At 56.4% G+C, this 21167-nt stretch carries 20 protein-coding genes; 9 read left to right on the top strand and 11 right to left on the bottom strand.

Annotation, left to right across the window (positions count from 1 at the left end):
* Positions 1-19: 19 nt before the first annotated feature.
* Positions 20-1276 carry a calcium-binding protein gene (locus tag IGS16_RS22020; RefSeq protein ID WP_297089201.1) on the bottom strand — a complete coding sequence of 419 codons (1257 nt, stop codon included), beginning with the start codon at positions 1274-1276 and terminating at the stop codon, positions 20-22.
* A 451-nt stretch (positions 1277-1727) separates the two neighbouring features.
* Here IGS16_RS22020 and IGS16_RS22015 point away from each other — a divergent pair, with 451 nt between their 5' ends.
* Positions 1728-2285: a hypothetical protein gene (locus IGS16_RS22015; protein ID WP_297089199.1), complete on the top strand. Its 558-nt coding sequence runs from the start codon at positions 1728-1730 to the stop codon at positions 2283-2285.
* Positions 2286-2454: 169 nt separating this feature from the next.
* On the opposite strand, the gene IGS16_RS22010 is transcribed toward IGS16_RS22015, so the two are convergent.
* The 4 genes from IGS16_RS22010 to IGS16_RS21995 all read right to left on the bottom strand — a co-directional run bounded on the left by IGS16_RS22010 (position 2455) and on the right by IGS16_RS21995 (position 5526).
* The gene (locus IGS16_RS22010) at positions 2455-3153 is read right to left on the bottom strand and encodes a DnaJ domain-containing protein (RefSeq protein WP_297089197.1); all 699 of its coding nucleotides are present in this window, start codon (positions 3151-3153) and stop codon (positions 2455-2457) included.
* A 171-nt stretch (positions 3154-3324) separates the two neighbouring features.
* On the bottom strand, positions 3325-3930 hold the full coding sequence (locus IGS16_RS22005) for an ATP-dependent Clp protease proteolytic subunit (protein ID WP_297089195.1): 606 nt from the start codon (positions 3928-3930) through the stop codon (positions 3325-3327).
* Between the two features lie 105 nt (positions 3931-4035).
* On the bottom strand, positions 4036-4698 hold the full coding sequence (locus tag IGS16_RS22000) for an ATP-dependent Clp protease proteolytic subunit (RefSeq protein WP_297089193.1): 663 nt from the start codon (positions 4696-4698) through the stop codon (positions 4036-4038).
* A gap of 135 nt (positions 4699-4833) precedes the next feature.
* A complete protein-coding gene (locus tag IGS16_RS21995) occupies positions 4834-5526 on the bottom strand; it encodes an ATP-dependent Clp protease proteolytic subunit (RefSeq protein ID WP_297080083.1) in 693 nt (230 codons plus the stop codon).
* A gap of 408 nt (positions 5527-5934) precedes the next feature.
* On the opposite strand from IGS16_RS21995, the gene IGS16_RS21990 reads away from it, so the two are divergent.
* Positions 5935-7173: a VWA domain-containing protein gene (locus IGS16_RS21990; protein ID WP_297089191.1), complete on the top strand. Its 1239-nt coding sequence runs from the start codon at positions 5935-5937 to the stop codon at positions 7171-7173.
* Positions 7174-7307: 134 nt separating this feature from the next.
* Positions 7308-8060: a DevA family ABC transporter ATP-binding protein gene (locus IGS16_RS21985; RefSeq protein ID WP_297089276.1), complete on the top strand. Its 753-nt coding sequence runs from the start codon at positions 7308-7310 to the stop codon at positions 8058-8060.
* 258 nt (positions 8061-8318) lie between these two features.
* Here IGS16_RS21985 and IGS16_RS21980 read toward each other — a convergent pair whose 3' ends face one another.
* The gene (locus IGS16_RS21980) at positions 8319-8525 is read right to left on the bottom strand and encodes a hypothetical protein (protein ID WP_297089189.1); all 207 of its coding nucleotides are present in this window, start codon (positions 8523-8525) and stop codon (positions 8319-8321) included.
* Between the two features lie 184 nt (positions 8526-8709).
* Between IGS16_RS21980 and IGS16_RS21975 the strand changes: the two genes are divergently transcribed.
* The 5 genes from IGS16_RS21975 to IGS16_RS21955 all read left to right on the top strand — a co-directional run bounded on the left by IGS16_RS21975 (position 8710) and on the right by IGS16_RS21955 (position 13515).
* Positions 8710-8847 (top strand): hypothetical protein, encoded by a 138-nt coding sequence (locus IGS16_RS21975; protein WP_156435393.1) that lies wholly within the window; start codon positions 8710-8712, stop codon positions 8845-8847.
* Positions 8848-9019: 172 nt separating this feature from the next.
* Positions 9020-10609, top strand: coding sequence for a phosphoglycerate dehydrogenase (gene serA / locus IGS16_RS21970; RefSeq protein ID WP_297089187.1), 1590 nt, complete (start codon positions 9020-9022; stop codon positions 10607-10609).
* A gap of 92 nt (positions 10610-10701) precedes the next feature.
* Positions 10702-11586, top strand: coding sequence for a 50S ribosomal protein L11 methyltransferase (prmA, locus tag IGS16_RS21965; RefSeq protein WP_297089185.1), 885 nt, complete (start codon positions 10702-10704; stop codon positions 11584-11586).
* A 147-nt stretch (positions 11587-11733) separates the two neighbouring features.
* Positions 11734-12492, top strand: coding sequence for a pseudouridine synthase (locus IGS16_RS21960; RefSeq protein WP_297089183.1), 759 nt, complete (start codon positions 11734-11736; stop codon positions 12490-12492).
* Between the two features lie 174 nt (positions 12493-12666).
* A complete protein-coding gene (locus IGS16_RS21955; RefSeq protein WP_297089181.1) occupies positions 12667-13515 on the top strand; it encodes a helix-turn-helix domain-containing protein in 849 nt (282 codons plus the stop codon).
* Positions 13516-13652: 137 nt separating this feature from the next.
* Here the strand turns inward: IGS16_RS21955 and malQ are convergent, their stop codons facing one another.
* The gene (gene malQ / locus IGS16_RS21950) at positions 13653-15221 is read right to left on the bottom strand and encodes a 4-alpha-glucanotransferase (protein WP_297089273.1); all 1569 of its coding nucleotides are present in this window, start codon (positions 15219-15221) and stop codon (positions 13653-13655) included.
* Positions 15222-15519: 298 nt separating this feature from the next.
* Here malQ and IGS16_RS21945 point away from each other — a divergent pair, with 298 nt between their 5' ends.
* A complete protein-coding gene (locus tag IGS16_RS21945) occupies positions 15520-15864 on the top strand; it encodes a hypothetical protein (RefSeq protein WP_297089179.1) in 345 nt (114 codons plus the stop codon).
* A 124-nt stretch (positions 15865-15988) separates the two neighbouring features.
* Here IGS16_RS21945 and IGS16_RS21940 read toward each other — a convergent pair whose 3' ends face one another.
* The 4 genes from IGS16_RS21940 to IGS16_RS21925 all read right to left on the bottom strand — a co-directional run bounded on the left by IGS16_RS21940 (position 15989) and on the right by IGS16_RS21925 (position 20752).
* Positions 15989-16564, bottom strand: a complete 576-nt coding sequence (locus IGS16_RS21940; RefSeq protein WP_297089177.1) for a hypothetical protein — start codon at positions 16562-16564, stop codon at positions 15989-15991.
* A gap of 353 nt (positions 16565-16917) precedes the next feature.
* Entirely contained in the window at positions 16918-17802 is an 885-nt protein-coding gene (locus IGS16_RS21935; RefSeq protein ID WP_297089175.1) for a sulfite exporter TauE/SafE family protein, read from the bottom strand.
* A gap of 200 nt (positions 17803-18002) precedes the next feature.
* Positions 18003-19292, bottom strand: a complete 1290-nt coding sequence (locus tag IGS16_RS21930) for an aminotransferase class I/II-fold pyridoxal phosphate-dependent enzyme (protein ID WP_297089173.1) — start codon at positions 19290-19292, stop codon at positions 18003-18005.
* Positions 19293-19561: 269 nt separating this feature from the next.
* Complete coding sequence (locus IGS16_RS21925) at positions 19562-20752, bottom strand: aromatic ring-hydroxylating dioxygenase subunit alpha (protein WP_297089171.1); 1191 nt, start codon at positions 20750-20752, stop codon at positions 19562-19564.
* Between the last annotated feature and the right edge of the window lie 415 nt (positions 20753-21167).

The following is a 21167-nucleotide window of genomic DNA, read 5'->3' as shown; positions in this document are numbered from 1 at the left end:
GAGGGTTTAATCGGCAGGTCTAAACAATCAGGAAGCTGAGGGCACTGAGGTTAGTGTTGCTGCTAAACGTGATAAACGCACCGCTGCTGCTGGAGGAGCCAAAGCCGCTGCTGCTGCCGTTGGCGTTGAGAAACAGCGTGCGCGACCCGGTGCTGTAGACGATGCGGGCGCTGCTGCTGGCGGCCAGACGATTATTCGCCACTACGGCAAATTCGCTGTCTTGGCTAAACCCAAAGCCGCGACTGCTGCGGAGTCCGAAGGTGCGCCGCGATAGGACAATGCTGTCTGTGCCGCGAAAATCGGTAATGGTATCGCGCCCAAAGTCGCTGGTTCTAAAGCTGCGATCGCTCCGGTAGTAGAACAAATCGCGCCCTTCTCCCCCGGTTAGCGTGTCGTTGCCCCGGCCGCCCGTGAGGTCGTCGTCGCCCTGGCCGCCGCTGAGGGTGTCGTTGCCGTCGTTGCCCAGCAGCGTATCTGCGCCAGCGCCACCGACGAGGGTGTTGTCGTTGCGGTTGCCCGTCAGCGCGTTGTTGAGCCGATTGCCGACGCAGATCCGCGCATCGCCCCGCAGATTGCAGTTCTCCAGCCCCCGCACCAGCGCATAGTCTACTGAGGACTCAACCGTGTCAATACCGCGTCCTGCGCCCAAAATGCGATCGCCCGGACTGTCGATCACGAAGGTGTTGTTGCCTGCGTTGCCGACCAAAATATCGTTGCCCGCGCCGCCATCCAGCAGGTCGTTCCCGCCTGGCCCGCCAGAGATGCGGTCGTCTCCTGCCAGGCCCCGCAGCACGTTGCTGCCACGATTGCCTACCAGTACGTTGTCTCCATTGTTGCCAGTGCCGTTGATGTCGGCATTGCCCAACAGAACCAGGTTTTGAAAACCCGCCGACAGCCCTAGAGAACTGAGGTTAAAGGTGATGAACGATCGGACGGTGGTCACGGTTTGGTTGTTGCTCTGAACGATGCGATCGCCCGGTGCATCAATTACGTAAGTGTTGTTCCCGGCTCCCCCGGTGAGCGTGTCGTTCCCTGCACCGCCGTCCAGCGTATCGTCGCCCGCGCCGCCGTCTAGTTGATCGTTTCCTTCGCCGCCACTGAGGAAATCACTGCCAATTCCACCTTCTAATCGATCGTCTCCCGCTTCGCCAAACAGCCGATCATCGCCGCCCAAGCCCAACAAGGTATCGTTTCCCGCGCCGCCAAAAATGATGTCGTTACCAGAAGTGCCTTCTAAACGGTTGTTTTGAGAATCGCCTGTAATTGGTGTTGCCATTCAAACATCCTTGGGGTGCGTGAAAAATGGGCAGGAGCGCCCTTAAAAGTGCTGACCTGAGCAGCAGGGTAGAGGCTGATTAAAAGTCCATTGATTGTCAAAAAATGAGGCTGAAAGTCGCTTGAGAGCGTTTTCGCCTATTGACTATAGCGCCATTTTTCCAGGGCGGATCAACTTTTGCTCAGCCTGTCCTATCTGCATTTGGATAGCACTTTTTCTAGTAGTTTGAAGCGGGGCGATCGCCCTTTCCAAAACCTTTGGACTTTTGGCAACTGGGTACTGAGAAATTCTGGCGCTGAGAAATCCTAGTGCTAAAAAATTGATTAGAGCTATGGCTGTGACTTTGCGAAAAGTGTCTAGGGCTGGGATTTCCCCACTGCTGGGAGCGAACAAAATTAAAATATTGAAAGCGATAGCAACCGCTTGTATAAATTCCTGGATAGAACGCGCTATGACCCAATCTCTGCGATCGCCCTTCCCGCACAACCGTTCTGCAAGCCGCCCCTGGCAGCGTGTGGCGCTCCTGCTGGCCAGCCTGCCCATTCTGGCAATTAGCGGCTGCGAAACGCCTATCTCTACCCAGTATCAGGCTACCGCCACGACGACCTACACCTGGCTGGTGGAATACGAGGGCGCGAACCGACCGGGCGAACGGCCGCCCCGAATTGAAGAATTTGCCTCCACCTCGCTAGAAAATCGCAACGGTCAGAAACCAGAGGGCGCAGTCACCGGCCCCGACGACAAGGGACTCTGGTGGCCCGCCCTGCCCCCCAAGCCGACGATTGATGACATTGAAGCCCGCCAGCAGCGCCAAGAGCGTCCTGGCACACCGCGACTCAACAAAACCGTTAACTACACCATTACCTTCCGTCGTCCCGGCGAAGACAACCGCACGCTGCCCACGCGCTACGAGGTCTATCGCCAGGTTGTCAAAGCCTACGAAGACCGCATTCCGCTGGAATTCACCCTTGACCCTGCCGAGCGCACGGTGCTGAAGGCAACGCCTTAGTCAATTTTGGGTTTTAGATTGGCGATTTTGGATTAGCGATTTTGGGTAGCCAGGCCGGGAGTGCGTAGGGAGTCTAGCAGTTTCCTCTGCGGCTCTATTTCTGTTTCTGTAGCGCCCTTTAAGAGGGCAGATTAAGAGAGCAGACGGGACAGATATTAGGGCACAAACATTACAAAATCTCGATGCCGTCTAGTCGGCGCAGGTCGCGGTCAACCTCGAACCAGAGGGCGCGATTGCGCGGGTCGGTGCGGAGGGCCTTGTTGAGGTAGGTGCGGGCTTTTTCGGGCTGCTTCAGGTCTACCAAGTGGCGACCCCAGCGCTGATAGGCGATCGCCAGCCATTGGCGCACCTCTAGGTCGTTGGGCAACCGCTGGGCAAGCCCTTCGACCAGCGCGACAGCGCGGGGATAGCGCTGCTGCCGCAGCAACTGCTGGAGGCGGCTATAGACATGCTCTTTGAGCTGATGATCCGTCGGCGAGGCATCCGGGCTGCGCTGAATCGGCGGGCGCTTGCGAATGCCAGAGCCGGACTGTGCGGTGGGACTCCGCTGGGTCTGGGCTTTTTGGGCGGAGGAGGGCGATGTGGCTTTTGGCGAGGCTGTGGATGGGGAAGCATCGGCTGCGCTTGGTGCGGGTCGCGGCGGGGCAGGGGAAGGCAGAGGGCGATCGCCCATGCCCGCTGGTCGCACCAACTCCATCAGCCGCCGATAGGCCGCATTCACCTGGATAAACTGCTCTGCCTGCTGAGCGCTGCCCGGATTTAGGTCGGGATGATATCGCCGCGCCAGCCGCCGATAGGAAGATTTGATCTCCTCGTAGGTGGCGCTGCTTCTCAGTCCCAAAATCCGATAGCACTCAGCAAGGTTCATCAACAAGGCTCATCAACCGGGCGATCGCCTCAAGCGTTCCACGTTAGCGTTCCACACTCAGCGTTTCACACTTAGGGTTTCACACTAGGCGTTTCACACTAGGCGTTTCACACTTAGCGTTCCAAGTGTAATCGTTCGCTCCTAGAAATTTCAATTTGAATGATTCAAATCTCAACTTTGAGCGCTCGCATCCGTAATCACTCGGTCAATTAAGCCGTATTCCACCGCCTCTTGCGCCGACATAAAGTAGTCGCGATCGGTGTCTTTTTCAATCTGTTCCACCGTCTTGCCCGTGTGCAGCGCCATCATCTCATTGAGTTCCTGGCGCACCCGCAAAATCTGCCGCGCTTCGATGTCGATATCGGTGGCCTGACGACGACCCGTTCCGCCCAAGGGCTGGTGAATCATGATCCGCGCATGGGGCAGCGCCAGTCGCTTGCCTTTTGCGCCCGCCGTCAGCAAAAACGCGCCCATCGAGGCCGCCAGCCCCACGCAAATCGTCACCACTTCCGACTTGATGTGCTGCATGGTGTCGTAGATCGCCATGCCTGCTGTCACCGAGCCGCCCGGTGAATTGATATAAAGATAAATGGGCTTCGTGTTGTCGTCCGAATCGAGATAAAGCATATAGGCGACAATCGCATTTGCAATGCCGTCGTCTACCTCTTCTGCTAGAAAAATAATCCGCTCCCGAAACAGCCGCTCGTAGATGCTGATCCACTGCTCAAAAGAACTGCCAGGGAGGCGATAGGGGACGCTAGGAATTCCAATCGGCATAGGTCTTTGAAGGGATGAAAGGTGAGTAATAAGAACTTGGAGGATAAGGGCTTGGAGTGCCGGAGTGGGGAGTTCGAGGATTAGAGAGAATACTGTCTAACTCCCCTAACCCCTAGCGCCTACCTCTGCCAACTTCGGGCTTTCTAGTACGAGGTCGATTAGTCCGTACTCTTTCGCTTGAGTCGGCGTTAGATAAAACGTCCGATCCATGTCCTCATGAATGCGCTCAAAAGGCTGTCCGGTGGTTTCCGAGAGCAGTTCTACGACGATACGCTGCTTGTTCAGCACTTCCTTTGCATTAATCTCGATGTCGGTTGCCTGGCCACGAGAGCCGCTTTGGGGATGAGCGAGGGCAATCATAGTATGCGGCAGGCTGGCGCGTTTGCCCTTCGTGCCCGCCGACAGCAGCACCGTCGCCATGCCAAAACACTGACCCATACAAATGGTGAGAATGGGTGCCTTGATGTGCTGCATCGTGTCGTAGATGGCAAGTCCAGCATTAATCGACATCATGCCAATTGCCATCGACCCCATGCCTGCCATCAGCGGATCGCCCAGCGAGTTGATGTAGAAGTAAATCGGTTTGCTCTGATCCTGCGAGTCTAGATACAGCAGCGCTGAAATAATCGAGTTGGCAAACCCGTCGGTAATGGGCTGGTTGAGAAAGATAATCCGCTCCTGGCTCATGCGGGTGTAGATGTTGATCCACTGCCAGTAGGGACTACCAGGGATGTTGTAGGGAACGCGGAGGACGGGATCTACAGACATGGGAAAGACTGTGAGTTGGAGGGATGCAAGGATGTGTTAGACGGGGCGATGGGAGCAGGGAAGTCCTGGAATACCAGCGATTCCCATTCTCACCGCACGTCTCATCATCTTGCTTAATGCGACTTGTTGATACGGCTATGTCAGCGCCGGAATTTGCTTTGGCAATTCCTTGGCACTTTCGAGGACGCGATCAATTAGCCCGTATTCCTTGGCTTCGTAGGGGTTTAGGTAAAAGATGCGGTCGGTGTCCTTGGCAATTTTCTCGATGGGCTGACCCGTGTTGCGGGAAAGAATTTCCAGAGTGGCCTGCTTGTTGATTAGCACTTCGCGGGCGCGGATCTGGATGTCGGTTGCCTGGGCCTGGCCCATGCCCGTGCGGGGCTGATTTAGCACGATGGTGGCGTGGGGCAGGCTAGCGCGGAAGCCCTTCGTGCCTGCTGAGAGAATCATGGCAGCCGTGCCCATTGCCTGGCCAATGCAGATGGTGTGGACGGGGGGTTTGACGTAGGAAATGGTGTCGCAGATGGCAAAGGCTTCGGTTTCGTAGCCGATCGCATCGTTGGTATACCAGGAGGTGCCTGTCGAGTTGATGTAAAAGTAAATGGGCTTTTCGGGGTCGTCGAACTGGAGGTAGAGGAGTTGCGCGATGATCAGCTTGGTCACATCGACCCCTAACTGGCGCTTGAGGTCGTCTGACGAGACCAGCGGCAGCCCCAGGTAAATGATGCGCTCTTTGAGCAGCAGCGAGGGCAGATCGGGCGGGGGTGTGCGATAGGCAGCATCCCCGTAGTAATAGTTGGACTGAACGGCCTTAATCGATGAACTCATAGGATCAAACTCGCCTGGACGCTTGCCGAAACAGTTGGCGTGTGAACTTGCGGGAGGACTTACGCCTGAATTAGCGTATGAACTGCGCTGTTTCTACGAACGCCGCTAATACCATAGTAGCGTGAGGGGCATCGCAGCGGTCGAGATGACTGGCCCATCAGGGATTTGGAAAAAGCGTGAGAAGATTGGGGCAGTTTACGGAATTGGGAACTGGGGCCTTGGAGTATTGAAGAGGCAGAAAATAGAAATACAGCATTTTGGAACCGTGTCTTGGAAGCGAGTGAGGTTTGCAGGAGGGAGGTTCCAAGACCGTTGTCTGTTTAGGGCAGCGTGTCCTTCACCCCGTTAGAAAATGCCGCCTGTTTTTAATACATTCTCTACATTCTTTTTAGACTGGAGCCTAGGGCTATGAAAGTGGGTCTGCAAGCGTCGCTGAGTGATGCCAATCTGGATGTAGCGCAGGTGAGCAGCCAGCGGCAGTTGGCGATTTCGATGTCGGCGATCGCCGCTTCGGCAGGTCGCACGGCACCGCTGAACCTTTGCTTGATTTTGGATCACAGCGGCTCGATGAACGGTCGCCCAATGGAAACCGTCAAGCAGGCGGCGCTGAAAATCGTGGATAGCCTGTCGCCGGGCGATCGCCTTTCGGTGGTCGTGTTTGACCACAAGGCCAAGGTGCTGGTGCCCAACCAGGTGATCGAAAACCCAGTGGGCATCAAGAGCGAAATTAGCAAACTCAAAACCAGCGGCGGCACCTGCATCGACGAAGGAATGCGGCTGGGCATTGAGGAACTGGCCAAGGCGAAAAAAGACACGATTTCTCAGGCGTTTTTGCTGACGGATGGCGAAAACGAGCATGGCGACAACGATCGATGTCTGAAGCTGGCGCACCTGGCAGCGGAATATAACCTGACGCTGAATACGCTGGGCTTTGGCGACCACTGGAACCAGGACATTTTGGAACAGATTGCCGATGCAGGCGGCGGTGCGTTGACCTATATCCAGACTCCAGAAGACGCGCTGCTGGAGTTTACGCGCCTGTTTAGCCGGGTGCAGTCTGTTGGGCTGACGAACGCCTATCTGCTGCTGAGAATGATGCCCGGTGTGCGGCTGGCAGAGCTAAAGCCTGTGGCACAGGTAGTGCCCGAAACGGTAGAATTGCAGCCGATTCAGGAAGCAGGGCAGGTGTCGGTGCGCTTGGGCGACCTGATGGTAGACTCGCCGCGTGTGGTGCTGGCAAACCTGTATGCTTCGCAGCTTCCCGTGGGGCGGCATCCGCTGGTTCAGGTGCAGGTGCGCTACGACGACCCGGCGCAGAATCTGGAGAGCGTGCTGAGCGATCCGGTGATCGTTGAAGCGAACGTGGTGACCACATTCCAGCCAGCGCCCGACCCGCAGGTACAGCAGCATGTGCTGGCACTGGGCAAATATCGCCAGACTCAAATTGCCGAGCAGAAACTGCAACAGGGCGATCGCGCTGGGGCGGCTACCATGCTGCAATCTGCTGCCAAGACTGCGCTGCAAATGGGCGACCAGACGGCTGCCACCGTGCTGCAAGAAAACGCCACCCGCCTGCAAGAGGGCGAGGAACTGTCGGAGAGCGATCGCAAAAAGACTCGGATCGTCTCCAAAACGACGTTGCAGTAGCGATAATGGAGAGCAAGCTGGGCTAGGCCGAGAGGCTACTCCTGGCAAGTTTCAAGTGTTTCTACATGATGGAAAACCTGGAGGGCGATCGCCCTACGGCTGAACCCAACCCCGCTGCTGGCGCGACAGCAATCATGGCACCCTCGCCGAGCGCCACGGTTCAGATTCGCAACCTCAACTATTTTTTTGGCCAGGGTGAACTCCAGAAGCAGGTCCTCTACGACATCAACCTCGACCTGCTGCCGGGGCAAATTGTCATCATGACCGGCCCATCCGGCTCCGGCAAAACCACGCTGCTGACGCTGATCGGCGCACTGCGAACCGTGCAAGATGGCAGCCTCAAGGTGCTGGGGCGTGAGCTGGTGGGCATGGGTCGGGGGCAACTGGTGGAGGTGCGGCGCAACATCGGCTTTATCTTTCAGGCACACAACCTGTTTGATTCGCTCACTGCGTCTCAGAATGTAGAGATGGCAGTGGAACTAATGCCCAACTGGCGTACCAAGCGAGAGCAAGCCGTTGCCATGCTGACCCGGTTGGGTCTGGGAGAACGGGTCGATTACAAACCCCGCGCCCTCTCTGGTGGGCAAAAGCAGCGAGTGGCGATCGCCCGTGCCCTAGTCAACCGGCCAACCCTGATCCTGGCAGACGAACCCACCGCCGCCCTCGACAAGAAAAGCGGGCGGGAAGTTGTAGAACTGATGCAGCAGTTGGCTAAGGAACAAAACTGCACGATTTTGATGGTGACCCACGACAATCGCATCCTTGACATTGCCGATCGCATCGTCAGTTTGGTCGATGGGCGACTCGAAAGCGACGAAGACCTGACACACTTCATGGAAAGCCATGATCCTCGGTCGCTCGATCGGCGAATGTTCATGACGCTTTAGCGACTGGGATTCAGGAGTCTGGGGTAGAAATCGTCCAACTGCATAAGCCCTAACCATAGGCCCTAACCAACGATTTGGGCACGAAAAAGCCCCCCGATAGGAGGGCGCAGGTAATCTGGCTCAAAGCGTGCGTTGCAACGAAACTTGGAAGCTCGGAGCGTCTGGTCAAAGAGCGATCGCCCCATTCGACCTTAGCAGCACAGTGAGGAGAGACACTGCGACCAGCACAAAAGTCTGCTCCACCTTTCCAATCCTTATCTAACCTCTGATCCCCAAGTAACCGGGAACTCGCGTGTTGTAGTCTACTTCCGTCGCCGTGATAGAGGCGGCAAGCTGCTCAAAAGACTCAGAATTCCAGTTTCGTTCGTGGATTGGCTTGGACTGTTCGCCCCGGAAATAAGCTTGGGTTCCAATGACTGAAGCGGCGACCCAGGCGATCACAAATAGTGCAATTAGAAGCGTCATAACAGCCTCCCGTGTTGGCTTGTTTCAATCTGTAAATAAATATAACAAAATATTTCAAGGTATTGCAATTTCTCCGCGAGTGTGGATAGCCGTACTCGTGGGTTCGTCCTCGGAACCTGGCCCTAGCGGGCAAACCCAAAAACTTTCGGGTGTAAACCCGATTGGTATACCGCTTTGCAGTAAAATGACCTTCGGTCTGTGGAAAACTCTCTTCTGCTCCGGCGCACTGCGAACCGGCCCGGCGTTTTCCCGTCCAAAGATTCTGGGGTCCTTGGGGCGATCGCCCATGACGGGTTCAAAACCAGAGCAACTCGCCCGTTGAGGAGAGTAAACCTGCGTCTAAACTGCATCTGAACGCCTCATTCGGTTGCCTTCACCCCTCAGCGCTTCACAACCTTGTACGGGTTTCGGTTTCGCGTTTGCTTTTGGCTCGTCTTTCAAAGTGTCTACACTGTTCTCTCAACACTGTTCTCTCAACCTGTCAGCCCATCATCATGTCTAAGGTTCTTGTTTCCGACCCAATTGATCAAATCGGAATTGACATCCTCTCGCAGGTTGCTCAGGTCGATGTGAAAACTGGGCTGTCTCCTGACCAACTGGTACAGATCATTCCCGACTACGACGCGCTGATGATTCGTTCCGGCACGCGCGTCACTCAGGAAATCATCGAAGCAGGCACTCAGCTCAAAATCATTGGCCGTGCAGGCGTGGGTGTGGATAATGTCGATGTGCCTGCGGCGACCCGTCGCGGCATCCTCGTGGTCAACTCGCCCGAAGGCAACACCATCGCCGCAGCAGAACACGCCCTAGCGATGATGCTGGCCCTGTCGCGTCATATCCCCGCTGCTAATCAATCGGTGAAGGCGGGCGAGTGGGATCGCAAGAGCTTCACAGGGGTCGAGGTCTACAAAAAAACGCTGGGGATCGTTGGGCTGGGCAAGATCGGCTCCCATGTGGCGAAAGTGGCGCGGGCAATGGAGATGCGCCTGCTGGCCTACGACCCATTCCTCTCTAGCGAACGCGCCGAGCAGATGGGCTGCCACTTGGTGGATCTGGATCTGCTGCTGCGCGAGTCGGACTATGTTACGCTGCACCTGCCCAAAACGCCAGAAACCCAGCACATGATCAACGCTGAGTCGCTGGCCAAGATGAAGCCTACGGCTCGTATTATCAACTGCGCGCGGGGTGGGATCATTGATGAAGAGGCCTTGGCGATCGCCCTCAAGGAAGGCAAAATCGCCGGAGCCGCCCTGGATGTCTACGAATCAGAACCACTGGGCGAGTCAGCATTGCGATCCCTCGGCAAAGAAGTTATTCTCACGCCTCACCTCGGTGCGTCTACTGAAGAAGCCCAGGTCAACGTGGCGATTGACGTAGCCGAGCAAATCCGCGATGTGCTGCTGGGGCTGCCTGCCCGCTCGGCAGTCAATATTCCGGGTTTGCGGCCCGACCTGCTGGAAAAACTGCGCCCTTACCTGCAACTGGCGGAAATCTTGGGCAATCTGATCAGCCAGCTCACGGGCGGCCGCGTCGAGTCGCTAAATGTGCGGCTCCAAGGCGAACTCGCCAGCAACGAGAGCCAGCCCGTTGTGGTGGCCGCGCTGAAAGGGCTGCTGTCCACTGCCTTGCAAGAGCGGGTCAACTACGTCAACGCCAGCATCGAAGCCAAGGAGCGAGGCATTCGCGTGGTGGAAACCCGCGATGCAGCAGTGATTGACTACACGGGTTCTCTGCGTCTGTCGGCCAGCGGCCCCAACGGCGAGCACACCGTCACGGGTGCGCTCCTAGGCGACAACGAAATTCGCATCACCAATATTGACGACTTCCCAATCAACGTACCGCCCAGTCGCCATATGCTGTTCACGCTGCACCGCGACATGCCGGGGATCATTGGTAAGCTAGGTTCTCTCTTGGGAAGCCTGAACGTCAATATTGCCAGTATGCAGGTCGGCCGCAAGATTGTGCGGGGCGATGCGGTGATGGTGCTAAGCCTGGACGACCCCTTGCCAGACGGCATTCTCGACGAAATTACTCAGGTTCCCGGCATCCGCGATGCCTATACGGTGACGCTGCCTACGTCTTAGCGCTGGTTTGAGGCGTTAGTTTTGGCTGATTCTTCGGGCGCAATGGGCGCAATAAATCAGCCTTTCGGCCAGCTTCCACACCCTGACCCCTTATGTCCACCTGGTGGGAAATTCAAGCGCTGTGCGATCCGGCAGCCGAAGACCTGGTGTCTTGGCGGCTGGAGGAGTTTGGCTGCAAAGGCACGGCGAGTGAACGCAAGGAGTTTGGTGTGCTGGTGCGCGGCTACCTGCCGCAGACTCAAGCTGAGTTGCTGGATCTGTCGGCGCTGGCGCTGCGGCTGAAGCAGGATGCCCTCTGTGCTGGGGTGGCGGTGCCTGTAGTACAGTGGCAGATGATTGATGAAGAAGACTGGTCGAGTAGCTGGAAGCAGTATTGGCATCCGCAGGAAGTGGGCGATCGCCTCTTGATCAACCCTGCCTGGCTGCCTGTCCCCGCGCAGGGCGATCGCATTGTGCTGCAACTCGACCCTGGGGTTGCCTTTGGCACGGGGGCCCACGCCACAACGCAGCTTTGCCTAGAGGCTCTGGAAATGCGGATCGAGGGGCCATCGGATATCACCCTTGCCGACATTGGCTGCGGCTCTGGCATTCTCTCTATCGCAGCGCTGCTGCTGGGGGCAAAGCAAGCCTACGCGGTAGACACTGACCCGCTGACGATTGACTCCACCAACGCCAGCCGAGAGCTAAACGGCATTGCGCCAGAGCGCCTGATCGTCGAACTGGGCAGTCTGGATCACCTAACCCAAATGCTGCCCGCCCCCGTCGATGGGTTTGTGTGTAATATTCTGGCAGAGGTGATTCTTGACTTGATCCCTGGCTTTGGGGCGATCGCCAAACCTAGCACCTGGGGCGTTCTCAGCGGCATCTTGCTGGATCAGGTGAAGCCCATTGCCGACTCGCTCGAGGCCAACGGCTGGATCGTTGCCACGCTCTGGCGCAGGCAGGACTGGTGCTGCTTAAATATTCGGCGATCGTGAGGGCTGCGTGCGTTGCATGATGCAAGCAAGATAACGCGGCTGATATCAGTCCGCCTGTGGCACCACAGGGGAGATGGCTGGAAGCCCTGCGGACACCTTGCTGACCCAAAATCGCAAATCCAAAATCGCAAATCGACATGAGCCAGAATGGCTGAGCGGATTCAGAAAATTTTGTCTCAATATGGCATTGCTTCGCGCCGCCAGGCAGAGCAAATGATCCTGGCGGGGCGGGTGCGGCTGAATGGGCAGGTGGCGACATTGGGTCAGGTGGCGGATCTGACGGGCGATCGCCTCGAAGTAGACGGCAAGCTGCTAAACGCCCAAGCCCGTCCAGACCTGCTTTATCTGCTGCTGCATAAGCCGATGGGAGTAGTCTCCACTTGCCACGATCCGCAGCAACGGCGCACGGTGCTAGACCTGTTGCCAGTGCATCTGCGCCAGAGCCACGGGCTACATCCGGTTGGCCGCCTGGATACTAACTCTACTGGGGCGCTGCTGCTGACCAACGACGGTTCCCTGACCTTTCCCCTCACCCATCCGTCTCACCACATTCCCAAGGTGTACGAAGTGTGGGTTGCTGGCCGCCCCAGCGCGGAGACTTTGCAGCGATGGCGAGGCGGCGTGCTGCTAGACGATCGCCCAACCCTACCCGCCGAAATCACGCCCCTCGATGCTCGACCGAACAAAACCCTGCTGAACATCGTCTTGCATGAAGGGCGGAATCGACAGATTCGCCGTGTCGCTGAGCAGTTGGGGCATCCCGTAATCTCGCTCCACCGAGTGGCGATTGGGCCGATTGCGCTAGGAGATTTACCTCCTGGACGCTATCGAAGCCTGACTTCAGCGGAGCTAGATTTTCTCCGAGCGCAGGCTGGTAACTTCCCCAACCCCCCTTCAGCCCCGTAGGATTTTGAAGTAAGATGCTCTTATCCGTGTGGCCCTCTTTTGGGGGTTTAGAGTCTGGCTTTTTGAGGATGATGCTGAGCTTGTGCGGCCGACCAATCATCAAAATCATGTCTCATCAGGTCATGTCGTCTCAACAGGTCACGTCACAGTGAGGAGCGTAAGGTGCTGGATGCTATGAGCAAGGGTCTTTCTCCACTAGAGCAAGAGCAAATCCTGAAGCTAGAAGAGTTGGGCTATGAGTTGCACCAGCTTCGGGAGCAGCAGATGCTCTCGATCGACCAGATTTCTGCCCGGACGATGATTCAGCCGCGAGTGATTCGCGCGATCGAATCTGGCAATTTTAAGGAGCTTCCTGAAGGGGTCTATATCCGAGGCTTTTTGCGGCGTTATGCGGATGCGCTGGGGCTAGACGGGCACGCCCTGGCAAACGAGTTCCCGTTGGAGCCGCAAAATGCTGAAATTCAACCCTCCTGGCAAGAAACGCCGGAGGCACAATTGCGCCCGCTGCACCTGTATGTTGCTTATGTGGGGCTGATTGCAGCGGCGATCGCCGGCCTGTCCTACGTCTGGAGCCGCTCTACTACACCGATTACGGCGAATCAGCCCTCTCCTGTCCCCTCGCTCATCGCTTCGCCCTCGCCGACAGCTGCCAGTCCCGCTGCCCAGCCCGGACAGTCTCCTGCGGCTCAGGCGATCGCCGCCAGCCCTTCTCCCAGCCCGTCGCCTGCCGTACCCGCCAAGCCTGTTCGCGTAGAAATTACGCTGCGGGAGCAATCCTGGCTGCGGGTGATGGTGGACGGACGCACCGATTTTGAAGGCATGATGCAGGCAGGCACGCAGCGCAGTTGGGCAGCCGACCGCGAAGTTCGGATTCGCGCTGGCAACGCAGGTGGCGTGCTGGTGTCCTACAACGAGCAGGAAGCAAAGCCCATCGGTCAACCTGGAGCCGTGCAGTCTGTCGTCTTTCCGCCCCCACCAGGACAAGATAGTGCCCAAGCCTCTGCGAATGCACAGACCAACTAGCTCGGCCCAACCCTGATGCCTACATTGCGGGCGTACGTTGCGGGCGCGTGTTGCAGACGCTGCGGCTATGGCTTATTCGGCGCTAGAAATTTTGAACTTTGGTGGGCGATTTTAGTTGATAAGGTAGTTGATGAGGGTCATCGATTAGATTCGTGATGACCAGACTCCATATCGTGCGGGGCTTCTCGCTCCTGCTTTGAGGGAGGCTTGGGGGCGCGTCCATAGAGTTCGACCAGGGCCAAGAGGCGATCGCCCAGTTCTTCAGTCAAAACCTCGGCTCTGTAGCGCCAGTCCCAGTTGCCATCGGGCTTGCCAGGATAGTTCATGCGAGATTCGGTGCCCAGGCCCAGCAGGTCTTGCAGCGGAAAAATCGCCTGGTTGGCCACCGATGCCATGCCCAGACGAATCAGATCCCAGTGGATGCCCTCTTCCGACACACAGCCCAGATAGCGAATCAGGCGATCGCGCTCGTATTCGGGCAGTTCGCTGAACCAGCCCTGGGTGGTGTCGTTGTCATGAGTGCCTGTGTAAACGACGCAGTTGCGCTCAAAATTGAACGGCAGAAACGGATTATCTGCGCCGCCGCCAAAGGCAAATTGCAGGATTTTCATACCGGGAAACTCGAAGCGATCGCGCAGTTCTTCTACATCCGGCGTAATCACGCCCAGGTCTTCTGCCAAAATCGGCAAATGCCCCAGTTCCGTTTCCAGGGTTTCAAAGAATGCGGTGCCCGGTGCATCAATCCATTCCCCATTCATCGCAGTTTCTTCGCCCTGGGGCACGGCCCAGTAAGCGCAAAAGCCCCGAAAATGGTCGATGCGGACGATATCTACATAGTCCAGCGTGGCGCGAAACCGCTGGAGCCACCAGCCAAAGCCTGCTTTTTCTAGCGCTTCCCAGTGATAAATCGGGTTACCCCAGAGTTGCCCTGTTTCACTGAAATAATCGGGCGGCACGCCGGCCATCAGCGCGGGTTCGCCTGTTTCTGGGTCGAGATGGAAGAATTCGGGAAATGCCCACACGTCTACGCTATCGTGTGCCACGTAGATGGGGATGTCACCAATGATGCGGATGCCCAAATCATTGGCGTAGTCGCGCAGCGTAGACCACTGGCGGAAAAACTCGAACTGCAAATACTTGTGCTGAAAGATTTCTTCGCTGAGCTTGAGCCGCCACTCGGCCAGCGCTGCTGAATCGCGACGGGCGATCGCCTCATCCCACTGGTGCCAGCTCATGCCGCCCTGGGCTTGCTTCAGCGCAATGAACAGCGCATAGTCATTTAGCCAGAAGGCGCGGCTGGCGCAAAACGCATCGAACTCCATGCGCTGCTCCACCGTGGCGTGTTCCTTAAAGCGCTGGGCTGCCTTCAGCAACAGCGGCATCTTGGTTTCAATCACCCGGTCATACTCGACTCGCTCGGCGGAAAAATTGGGCAAATTTGCCAGGTCTTCATCCGTCAGCCAGCCCTCGTGATAGAGGCGATCGGGGCTGATCAGCAGCGGATTGCCCGCCATCGACGAAAAGCACATATAGGGCGAGTTGCCATGCCCCGTCGGCCCCAGCGGCAACACTTGCCAAAACTGCTGCCCGCTGCGCTGCAAAAACTCGACAAACCGATAGGCGCTGTCTCCAAGATCCCCAATTCCATAGCGGCTGGGAAACGACGTGGGGTGCAGCAAAATACCACTAGAACGGGGAAACGGCATGGTTGACCAAAAGCTCCCAAACCCAAGGGTTTCAAACCGCGCATCGTCAGCGCTTGTAATGCTTAGACTGTAGCACGGGCGATCGCCCAGAACTGTTCTCAATGCTCTGTCTCAGGGCTAAATTTTGGCGCTTTGCAAGACGGATTGAGGCCAGAGACTATATCAATTCTCGGTTTTGGATTGCCCGTCAATCAAGTCGTTAAATCAAGTCGTTAAATCAAGCTAAAAATCCGTCACCAGGGCTAGCGTTTTACTCCAATCCGATTTAGTATATTTGTACTAAATTTGGTGAGGCGACATGGCACGACGACCCCAATACCCGCCCGATTTTGCTCAGATGGACTTGCTGTGGAATTTAACGGCTGATTCAGAACGGGCTGACTCGAACCAATGGATCGAAACAGAAATCGACATGCCCGAAGACCCAGCACTGCTACAAAACCTGGAGCTAGAAGCGATGAAACTGGAAGAGATGGAACTAGACCTGATGGAAGAATGGACGACCGAAACGGCCGATGCTTGGGTCGAAGAAACGCGCCAGTTGTTTGAGCATGAAGGGTCTGATGAGGCGCTGTACGAGCGCGTGGTGCAGGCGATTTACGTGCTGTGCGATCGCATTCGGAGAGAAGATGCTGATCTTTAGCTGATCTTTAGTAGACCTCTTGCACAAATGCTTTTCTAAGAGCGTGAATCGTTGGGCAGCACCGCCGCCCAACGATTCACACAAGGGAATCGGCAAAGTTGCACATTGTGTTAATCAGGAAGTGTTAATCAGGAAACGCAAAGCCCTGTCTGGGGTCGCGGATAAACAACCCCAGCGTCAGCGTATTCATGACCACATCCCAAACGGGTGTGAGCCGCTTGGCATCGTCTACCCAATAGTCGAAGGTGATTAGGCACTGCACCCCTGACCCCAGCCCGATGCAGGTGCGCGAGTAGGCTTCGCGATTTTCCTGCGAATCGAGAAACTTGAACTCTGTCCAGACGACGCGGGCGGTTTGCCGCTTCAGGCTGACGATTTCGCCTTTTTCTAAAATATTACGCTCGTCTTTTTCGACTAGCTCTTTCAGCACGCTGACCAGCGGGAACAGCGTCCAGTCGCCCTCTGGGAGCAGGTTATAGGACACCTCCAGGCGGCAGTTGTCGTTGGGCGGCTTGCCGTCAAAAAACTTGAAGGATTTTTCATCTGGCTCGAAGATCCAATCTTCGGGAACGTCGAACCGCACGGCACCGCGTCCAGCTACGAAAATGTTGTAGCCATCTTGCGATTTCCAGTTGTGGTTTTCGGGCAGGCTGAGGGTTTCTTTCACCCATTTCAGATCGTGCTTTGGTTTCTTTGCCATGAAGACCTTTGGGAGCGTTTTTCTGAAGAGCGATATTTTCTAGGCATTTTCCAGGCTACTTCTTAGGCTGCGTTTGCAAGACGCGCCAGCACACCAGCAGCGCCAGGGAGATATAGCCAAGGACAGCGAGCCAATCTAGCCAGGTCGAGTCAAGCGAGGTCAAGCGAGGTCGAGGGGATCGAAAACGTGAGAATTTGGGGCGATCGCAGGATAGCGCAAAAAGCTCGAAAATATCACTAAAAAATATCACTAAGTTTTGCAATAGGTTTTGCTACTTAGGGCGATTGGGTTGAGGATGGAGGGCGATCGCCCGATTCGTGGCTTGCTCTGCGCCCAGCCGAACCCCTTGCACCCTAGCCCCCAAGCCCTTTTACACCCCGCACGGTCATATAGACTGCCAGGGCAATCAGGAAGGATTTGAACAGCCGATTCACAGTTTGATCGGACAGCTTAGGCAGAAGGCGCGTGCCGACCTGAGCGCCGACGATGCCGCCCAGCCCTAGACAGAACCCTGCAATCCACAGCACGTTGCCGTTATAGGCATGTTGCGCTAGTCCTGAAATGGCAATCGGTACGATCGCCCCCAGGCTGGTTCGCACCGCAGACTTGATTGTTTCGCCCAAAAACAGCGTTTGCAGCGGTACCATGACCACACCACCCCCCACCCCGAAGAGGCCAGAGAGAATTCCAGCGAGGAGGCCGATTCCAGCGATGGGCGGGAGAGCATTGGCAGAGGTCGAAACGGGTGCTGAAACTGTTTCGGGGGCTGGAATTTTTAGATGGCGCTCTTTTTGGGCGAGCTTGCGGCGGAGATCCATGAGGTAGATCGTGACCAGCAGCAGCACGGCGAAGGCAAGCGATAGGGAGGCATCAGGCAGGCGATCGCCCAGCCACGCCCCAACCTGCGCCGTCACCATGCCAAACACCGCCAGCAGCAGAGAAACGCGCCAGTTCAGCGTACCCGTCCGCAGGTTTTGGTAGCTCCCTGACAAAGCACTCAGCAGCACACCAACCAGACTCGTCGCTGTTGCTTGCACCAGCGGCAGCCCAAAAAACGTGAGAATCGGCACCATAATCAGCCCGCCGCCAATGCCCAGCAGCCCCGACAGGGTGCCCGTCATTGTGCCCACTAAAAACAAAACCAACCAGCCGACGGGAGTATCTAACATAGCGCTCGATGGATTGCAGCGGCGAATCAGCCCCAAGTAGCCGCAAATCGACAACTGATTCTGCGCCATTCTCCTATTTCGCGCGGCTAGACGCAAACGTTTTGGTTCAATCTTGGTTCAGTCTTGGTTCAATCGCCCCCTTGATTCTGCTAAACAAAAACGGCGACACTTGATGCCGCCGTCTTTCTTAAGCGATGCAAGGTAGGTTCACTTCAGCGTTCAGAGAAGGGCGATCGCCAATTTCATGCTGCCTATCTCTAATTCCCGGACTAAGCGCTGATGGTTGCCGCAGGCTTATAGGACATCTCCTCGCGCACCGCCACCATTGCAGCCACTAGGCGATCCATTTCCTCGCGGGTGTGCAGCGCGTTGGCCGTGATCCGCAGACGAGGCTTGGCAATGTACCAGATGGGCGAAACCCAGATACCGTGGTTGGTCACAAGCGATCGCGCAAAATCTTTCGGATTCAGATCCGGCGGCAGCAGCACAGGCAGCACATTGGTTTCACCAATCGCCAGAAAATCGTTTTCTGCCAGACGGTTCCGCAGATAGCGCGTGTTGTCATGCAGACGTTGCACCAGTTCGGGATGCTGGCGCACCTGGCGCACCGCTTCCAGAGCAGCCGCAGTCAGTGGGGGTGCCAGAGAGCAGGTGCCAATCGAAGAAGGCGACACATTCAGCAGCGGCTTTAGCTCTGCCACCGGGCTGCTGATGGCGGCACCCACTGACGCGCCAAACTTCGAGAAGGTGGTCATGATCAGCGGCGTTACGCCCTTATCCAGCGCATCTTGCGGCAAAATTCCAAAGTGTTCGTAGATGCCGCGACCCGTTGCGCCGATCGACCCGCTGGCGTGGGCTTCGTCCATCACCAGGGTCGTGTCCTCATAGTTCGACAGGATATCGATCATGTCGGGCAGGGGCGCGATGTCGCCATCCATCGAGAACACCGCGTCGGAGACGACCAGAATGCGATCGCCCGGCTTAGCATAGCGCTTCAGCTTGCGGGCAAAGTCTTCCATGTCGCAGTGGCGATAGGCTCGCACGCGCACCGCAGGGCTGTGGCCAAACAGCTTGCCTGACCGAGTGCCCGCATTGGCGATCGCCGACACGATGCAGCCGTGATTCAGCACATCGGTCATGATCAGCGTCTCGCGGGTGTTCTGGAACCCTGGCACCGGAATCGCCTGATGGCAAAACGCATCCATTAGCGCTTGCATGGCCATCCACGCATTCAAAAACAGTTGCGTATGACCCAGATGCTTAAAGGCAGAGATTTCATCTTCAAGCTGGCGGTGCAGATCGATTCGTCCGCTCAGCACCGAGGTCGAACTGTTCGACGTGCCAAATTGCAGAATCGCGTCGATGGCTGCCTGCTTGACCGCAGGGCTTTGCACCAGACCCAGCACATCGTTTGTGCAGAAGGTCAGCACCATGCGGCGACGGCCCGTATCGGCCTCTTCAATTTCTACCAGGTTGCCCTGTTTGCGATGGCAGATATATTCATCCGGGTCTAGCCCGCTCTCATACCAGCGCTGAACGTATTCCTTGATAACTTGCACAGTAAACTCCCCTCACCTAACTGAATTGAGTAGCGTATCTCTTCTAGCCCCTCGGATGATTAGACTTGGCTTAACTCATTGCTGCTGAATCCATGCTGCTAAGTTCATGCTGCTAAGTCCATTGGCGCTATATCGACACTCGTGAAACCTGGTTGAGCTTTTGGGTGAATTCTCGACCTCTGGCGCTGCTCCGGCGGCGCTTTTTGATAATTACAATAAGAGTTTTCCTTTACTCTGCCAGAAGGAGATTAATCCATGTCTTGAGATTGTTACAGTTCACCCCTCCCATTGGAAGTGTCCACCGAACGCCTTGCCGAGTCTGCCAAAACAGGCTCAGGCTGCGGCATTTCTCCTTCACTACTGGCTGCTACATCTGCTGGGGCGATCGCTCCAGAAAGTGCCTCAGAGAATCCCTGAGACCGTTGCAGAAACTGCTCATACTGCCGCAAAAAGACACGCTGGAGCGCAATGATCGCTGGATTGATTTCCACGTAGCGCCGCTTGGGATCTGACGTGAAAACCCGCTGCTCGCTCTCCATCATCTCCACATCTTGCAGGAGAAATTTCATAAACACAAACCGCCGCACAAACAGCATCAGCGGCTTGCGGATGGGACGCACCAACCACTGCGGCAGGGGCAGCTTGAGGAACAGGATCGAGAAGGAGCGAGTTTCCTTGGGCCCCACGGGCAACCGATTAAGGTAGAGCGAGGACACGCCCTCCAGCGAACTGGTGTAGTGCGGATATTGGTAATGAACCGAGACGATGCGAGTGGTTTTGCCGCCGTCTTCGCTCAGCCCCAGCACCTTCGTCATCCAGCCTTCGTAGTTCACCTCATACTCTGCCAAAACGGAATTGGGCGACTCCTTTAGCTTGAGCAATTTCGGGTCGTACCAGCCCTGGAGGTTTTCGTGCAGATAGCCGTGAAACACATCCATCGTGTTCTCGTTGCAAATCGAGAAATGGGCGTGGAAATGTCCCGGAATGGGGATTTGAAAATAGGCAGGGTCGTCGTATTCCGGCATATGGGGCATGGCGACCTGTTCCGCTAGGGACGGATCACCCGGAAACACCCAGAGAATGCCATAGCGCTCTCGCGTTGGGTAGCTGCGGGCTTGGGCGCAGGGCAGTTTTTGATTGGGTGGCAGATAGGGAATGTGGGCGCATTGTCCGTCTGAGTTGAATTCCCAGCCGTGATAGGGGCACACCAGGCGATCGCCCTTGACTTTGCCCTTGTGTAGCTCTACCCCTTTGTGCGGGCAGGCATCCTCCATCGCGTAGACCTGGCCATCGGGGGTGCGGTAGAGGGCGATCGCCTGCTGCCAGACCACCACCTGCGCCACCTGACCCGGCTGCAAATCTTCAGCCCAGTAAACGGGATACCAGTAGTTGGGGTTGATGCCGACCTCACGCACCGCGTTGTGGACGGTATGCCCCCTCAGTGTTGTTGCTAATTCCATCGAGCTTTCTGATACGTGAATCGAACTCGAACGCGCTTCCAAAGAGGTTGTTGTTTCTAGTAATCCAGCCATTGCTGCTGGAATTTCGGAAAGCCTCAGAACCCGGCGCCAGACTCTACGCACCGGAACTGTGAAACCCGCCACGCTGCCCAAAAAGATCTGAGCAGATCGTGGAATGTAAACATACTTACCTAAATGTAAACATACTTATTTATCCTTGGTTGGAATGTGTAAGTCAATCCATTTGGACAAGATTGACCCAACCGGGTGAACCGTTGACCAAGAAACTGCCCTAAAACTTGACCCAGACACACTGAGCGACGCTGAGCCGGGATGTAGAAGGTGAAGATAAAGCCCATGACGCGATCGCCCCAAATCAGGTTCCATCCAGCCTCCACTTAAGTCCCTCGCTGCT

Source organism: Thermoleptolyngbya sp. C42_A2020_037 (assembly GCF_015272455.1).
In the GTDB taxonomy this organism is placed as follows: domain Bacteria; phylum Cyanobacteriota; class Cyanobacteriia; order Elainellales; family Elainellaceae; genus Thermoleptolyngbya.
This window is presented reverse-complemented; position numbering and strand designations above follow the sequence as displayed.

What these genes read in the sequence shown, in the direction of transcription:
- IGS16_RS22020 (WP_297089201.1), bottom strand. Translation starts at nt 1,276, where the DNA reads ATGGCAACACCAATTACAGGCGATTCTCAAAACAACCGTTTAGAAGGC.
- IGS16_RS22015 (WP_297089199.1), top strand. Translation starts at nt 1,728, where the DNA reads ATGACCCAATCTCTGCGATCGCCCTTCCCGCACAACCGTTCTGCAAGC.
- IGS16_RS22010 (WP_297089197.1), bottom strand. Translation starts at nt 3,153, where the DNA reads ATGAACCTTGCTGAGTGCTATCGGATTTTGGGACTGAGAAGCAGCGCC.
- IGS16_RS22005 (WP_297089195.1), bottom strand. Translation starts at nt 3,930, where the DNA reads ATGCCGATTGGAATTCCTAGCGTCCCCTATCGCCTCCCTGGCAGTTCT.
- IGS16_RS22000 (WP_297089193.1), bottom strand. Translation starts at nt 4,698, where the DNA reads ATGTCTGTAGATCCCGTCCTCCGCGTTCCCTACAACATCCCTGGTAGT.
- IGS16_RS21995 (WP_297080083.1), bottom strand. Translation starts at nt 5,526, where the DNA reads ATGAGTTCATCGATTAAGGCCGTTCAGTCCAACTATTACTACGGGGAT.
- IGS16_RS21990 (WP_297089191.1), top strand. Translation starts at nt 5,935, where the DNA reads ATGAAAGTGGGTCTGCAAGCGTCGCTGAGTGATGCCAATCTGGATGTA.
- IGS16_RS21985 (WP_297089276.1), top strand. Translation starts at nt 7,308, where the DNA reads ATGGCACCCTCGCCGAGCGCCACGGTTCAGATTCGCAACCTCAACTAT.
- IGS16_RS21980 (WP_297089189.1), bottom strand. Translation starts at nt 8,525, where the DNA reads ATGACGCTTCTAATTGCACTATTTGTGATCGCCTGGGTCGCCGCTTCA.
- IGS16_RS21975 (WP_156435393.1), top strand. Translation starts at nt 8,710, where the DNA reads ATGACCTTCGGTCTGTGGAAAACTCTCTTCTGCTCCGGCGCACTGCGA.
- serA (WP_297089187.1), top strand. Translation starts at nt 9,020, where the DNA reads ATGTCTAAGGTTCTTGTTTCCGACCCAATTGATCAAATCGGAATTGAC.
- prmA (WP_297089185.1), top strand. Translation starts at nt 10,702, where the DNA reads ATGTCCACCTGGTGGGAAATTCAAGCGCTGTGCGATCCGGCAGCCGAA.
- IGS16_RS21960 (WP_297089183.1), top strand. Translation starts at nt 11,734, where the DNA reads ATGGCTGAGCGGATTCAGAAAATTTTGTCTCAATATGGCATTGCTTCG.
- IGS16_RS21955 (WP_297089181.1), top strand. Translation starts at nt 12,667, where the DNA reads ATGAGCAAGGGTCTTTCTCCACTAGAGCAAGAGCAAATCCTGAAGCTA.
- malQ (WP_297089273.1), bottom strand. Translation starts at nt 15,221, where the DNA reads ATGCCGTTTCCCCGTTCTAGTGGTATTTTGCTGCACCCCACGTCGTTT.
- IGS16_RS21945 (WP_297089179.1), top strand. Translation starts at nt 15,520, where the DNA reads ATGGCACGACGACCCCAATACCCGCCCGATTTTGCTCAGATGGACTTG.
- IGS16_RS21940 (WP_297089177.1), bottom strand. Translation starts at nt 16,564, where the DNA reads ATGGCAAAGAAACCAAAGCACGATCTGAAATGGGTGAAAGAAACCCTC.
- IGS16_RS21935 (WP_297089175.1), bottom strand. Translation starts at nt 17,802, where the DNA reads ATGGCGCAGAATCAGTTGTCGATTTGCGGCTACTTGGGGCTGATTCGC.
- IGS16_RS21925 (WP_297089171.1), bottom strand. Translation starts at nt 20,752, where the DNA reads ATGGAATTAGCAACAACACTGAGGGGGCATACCGTCCACAACGCGGTG.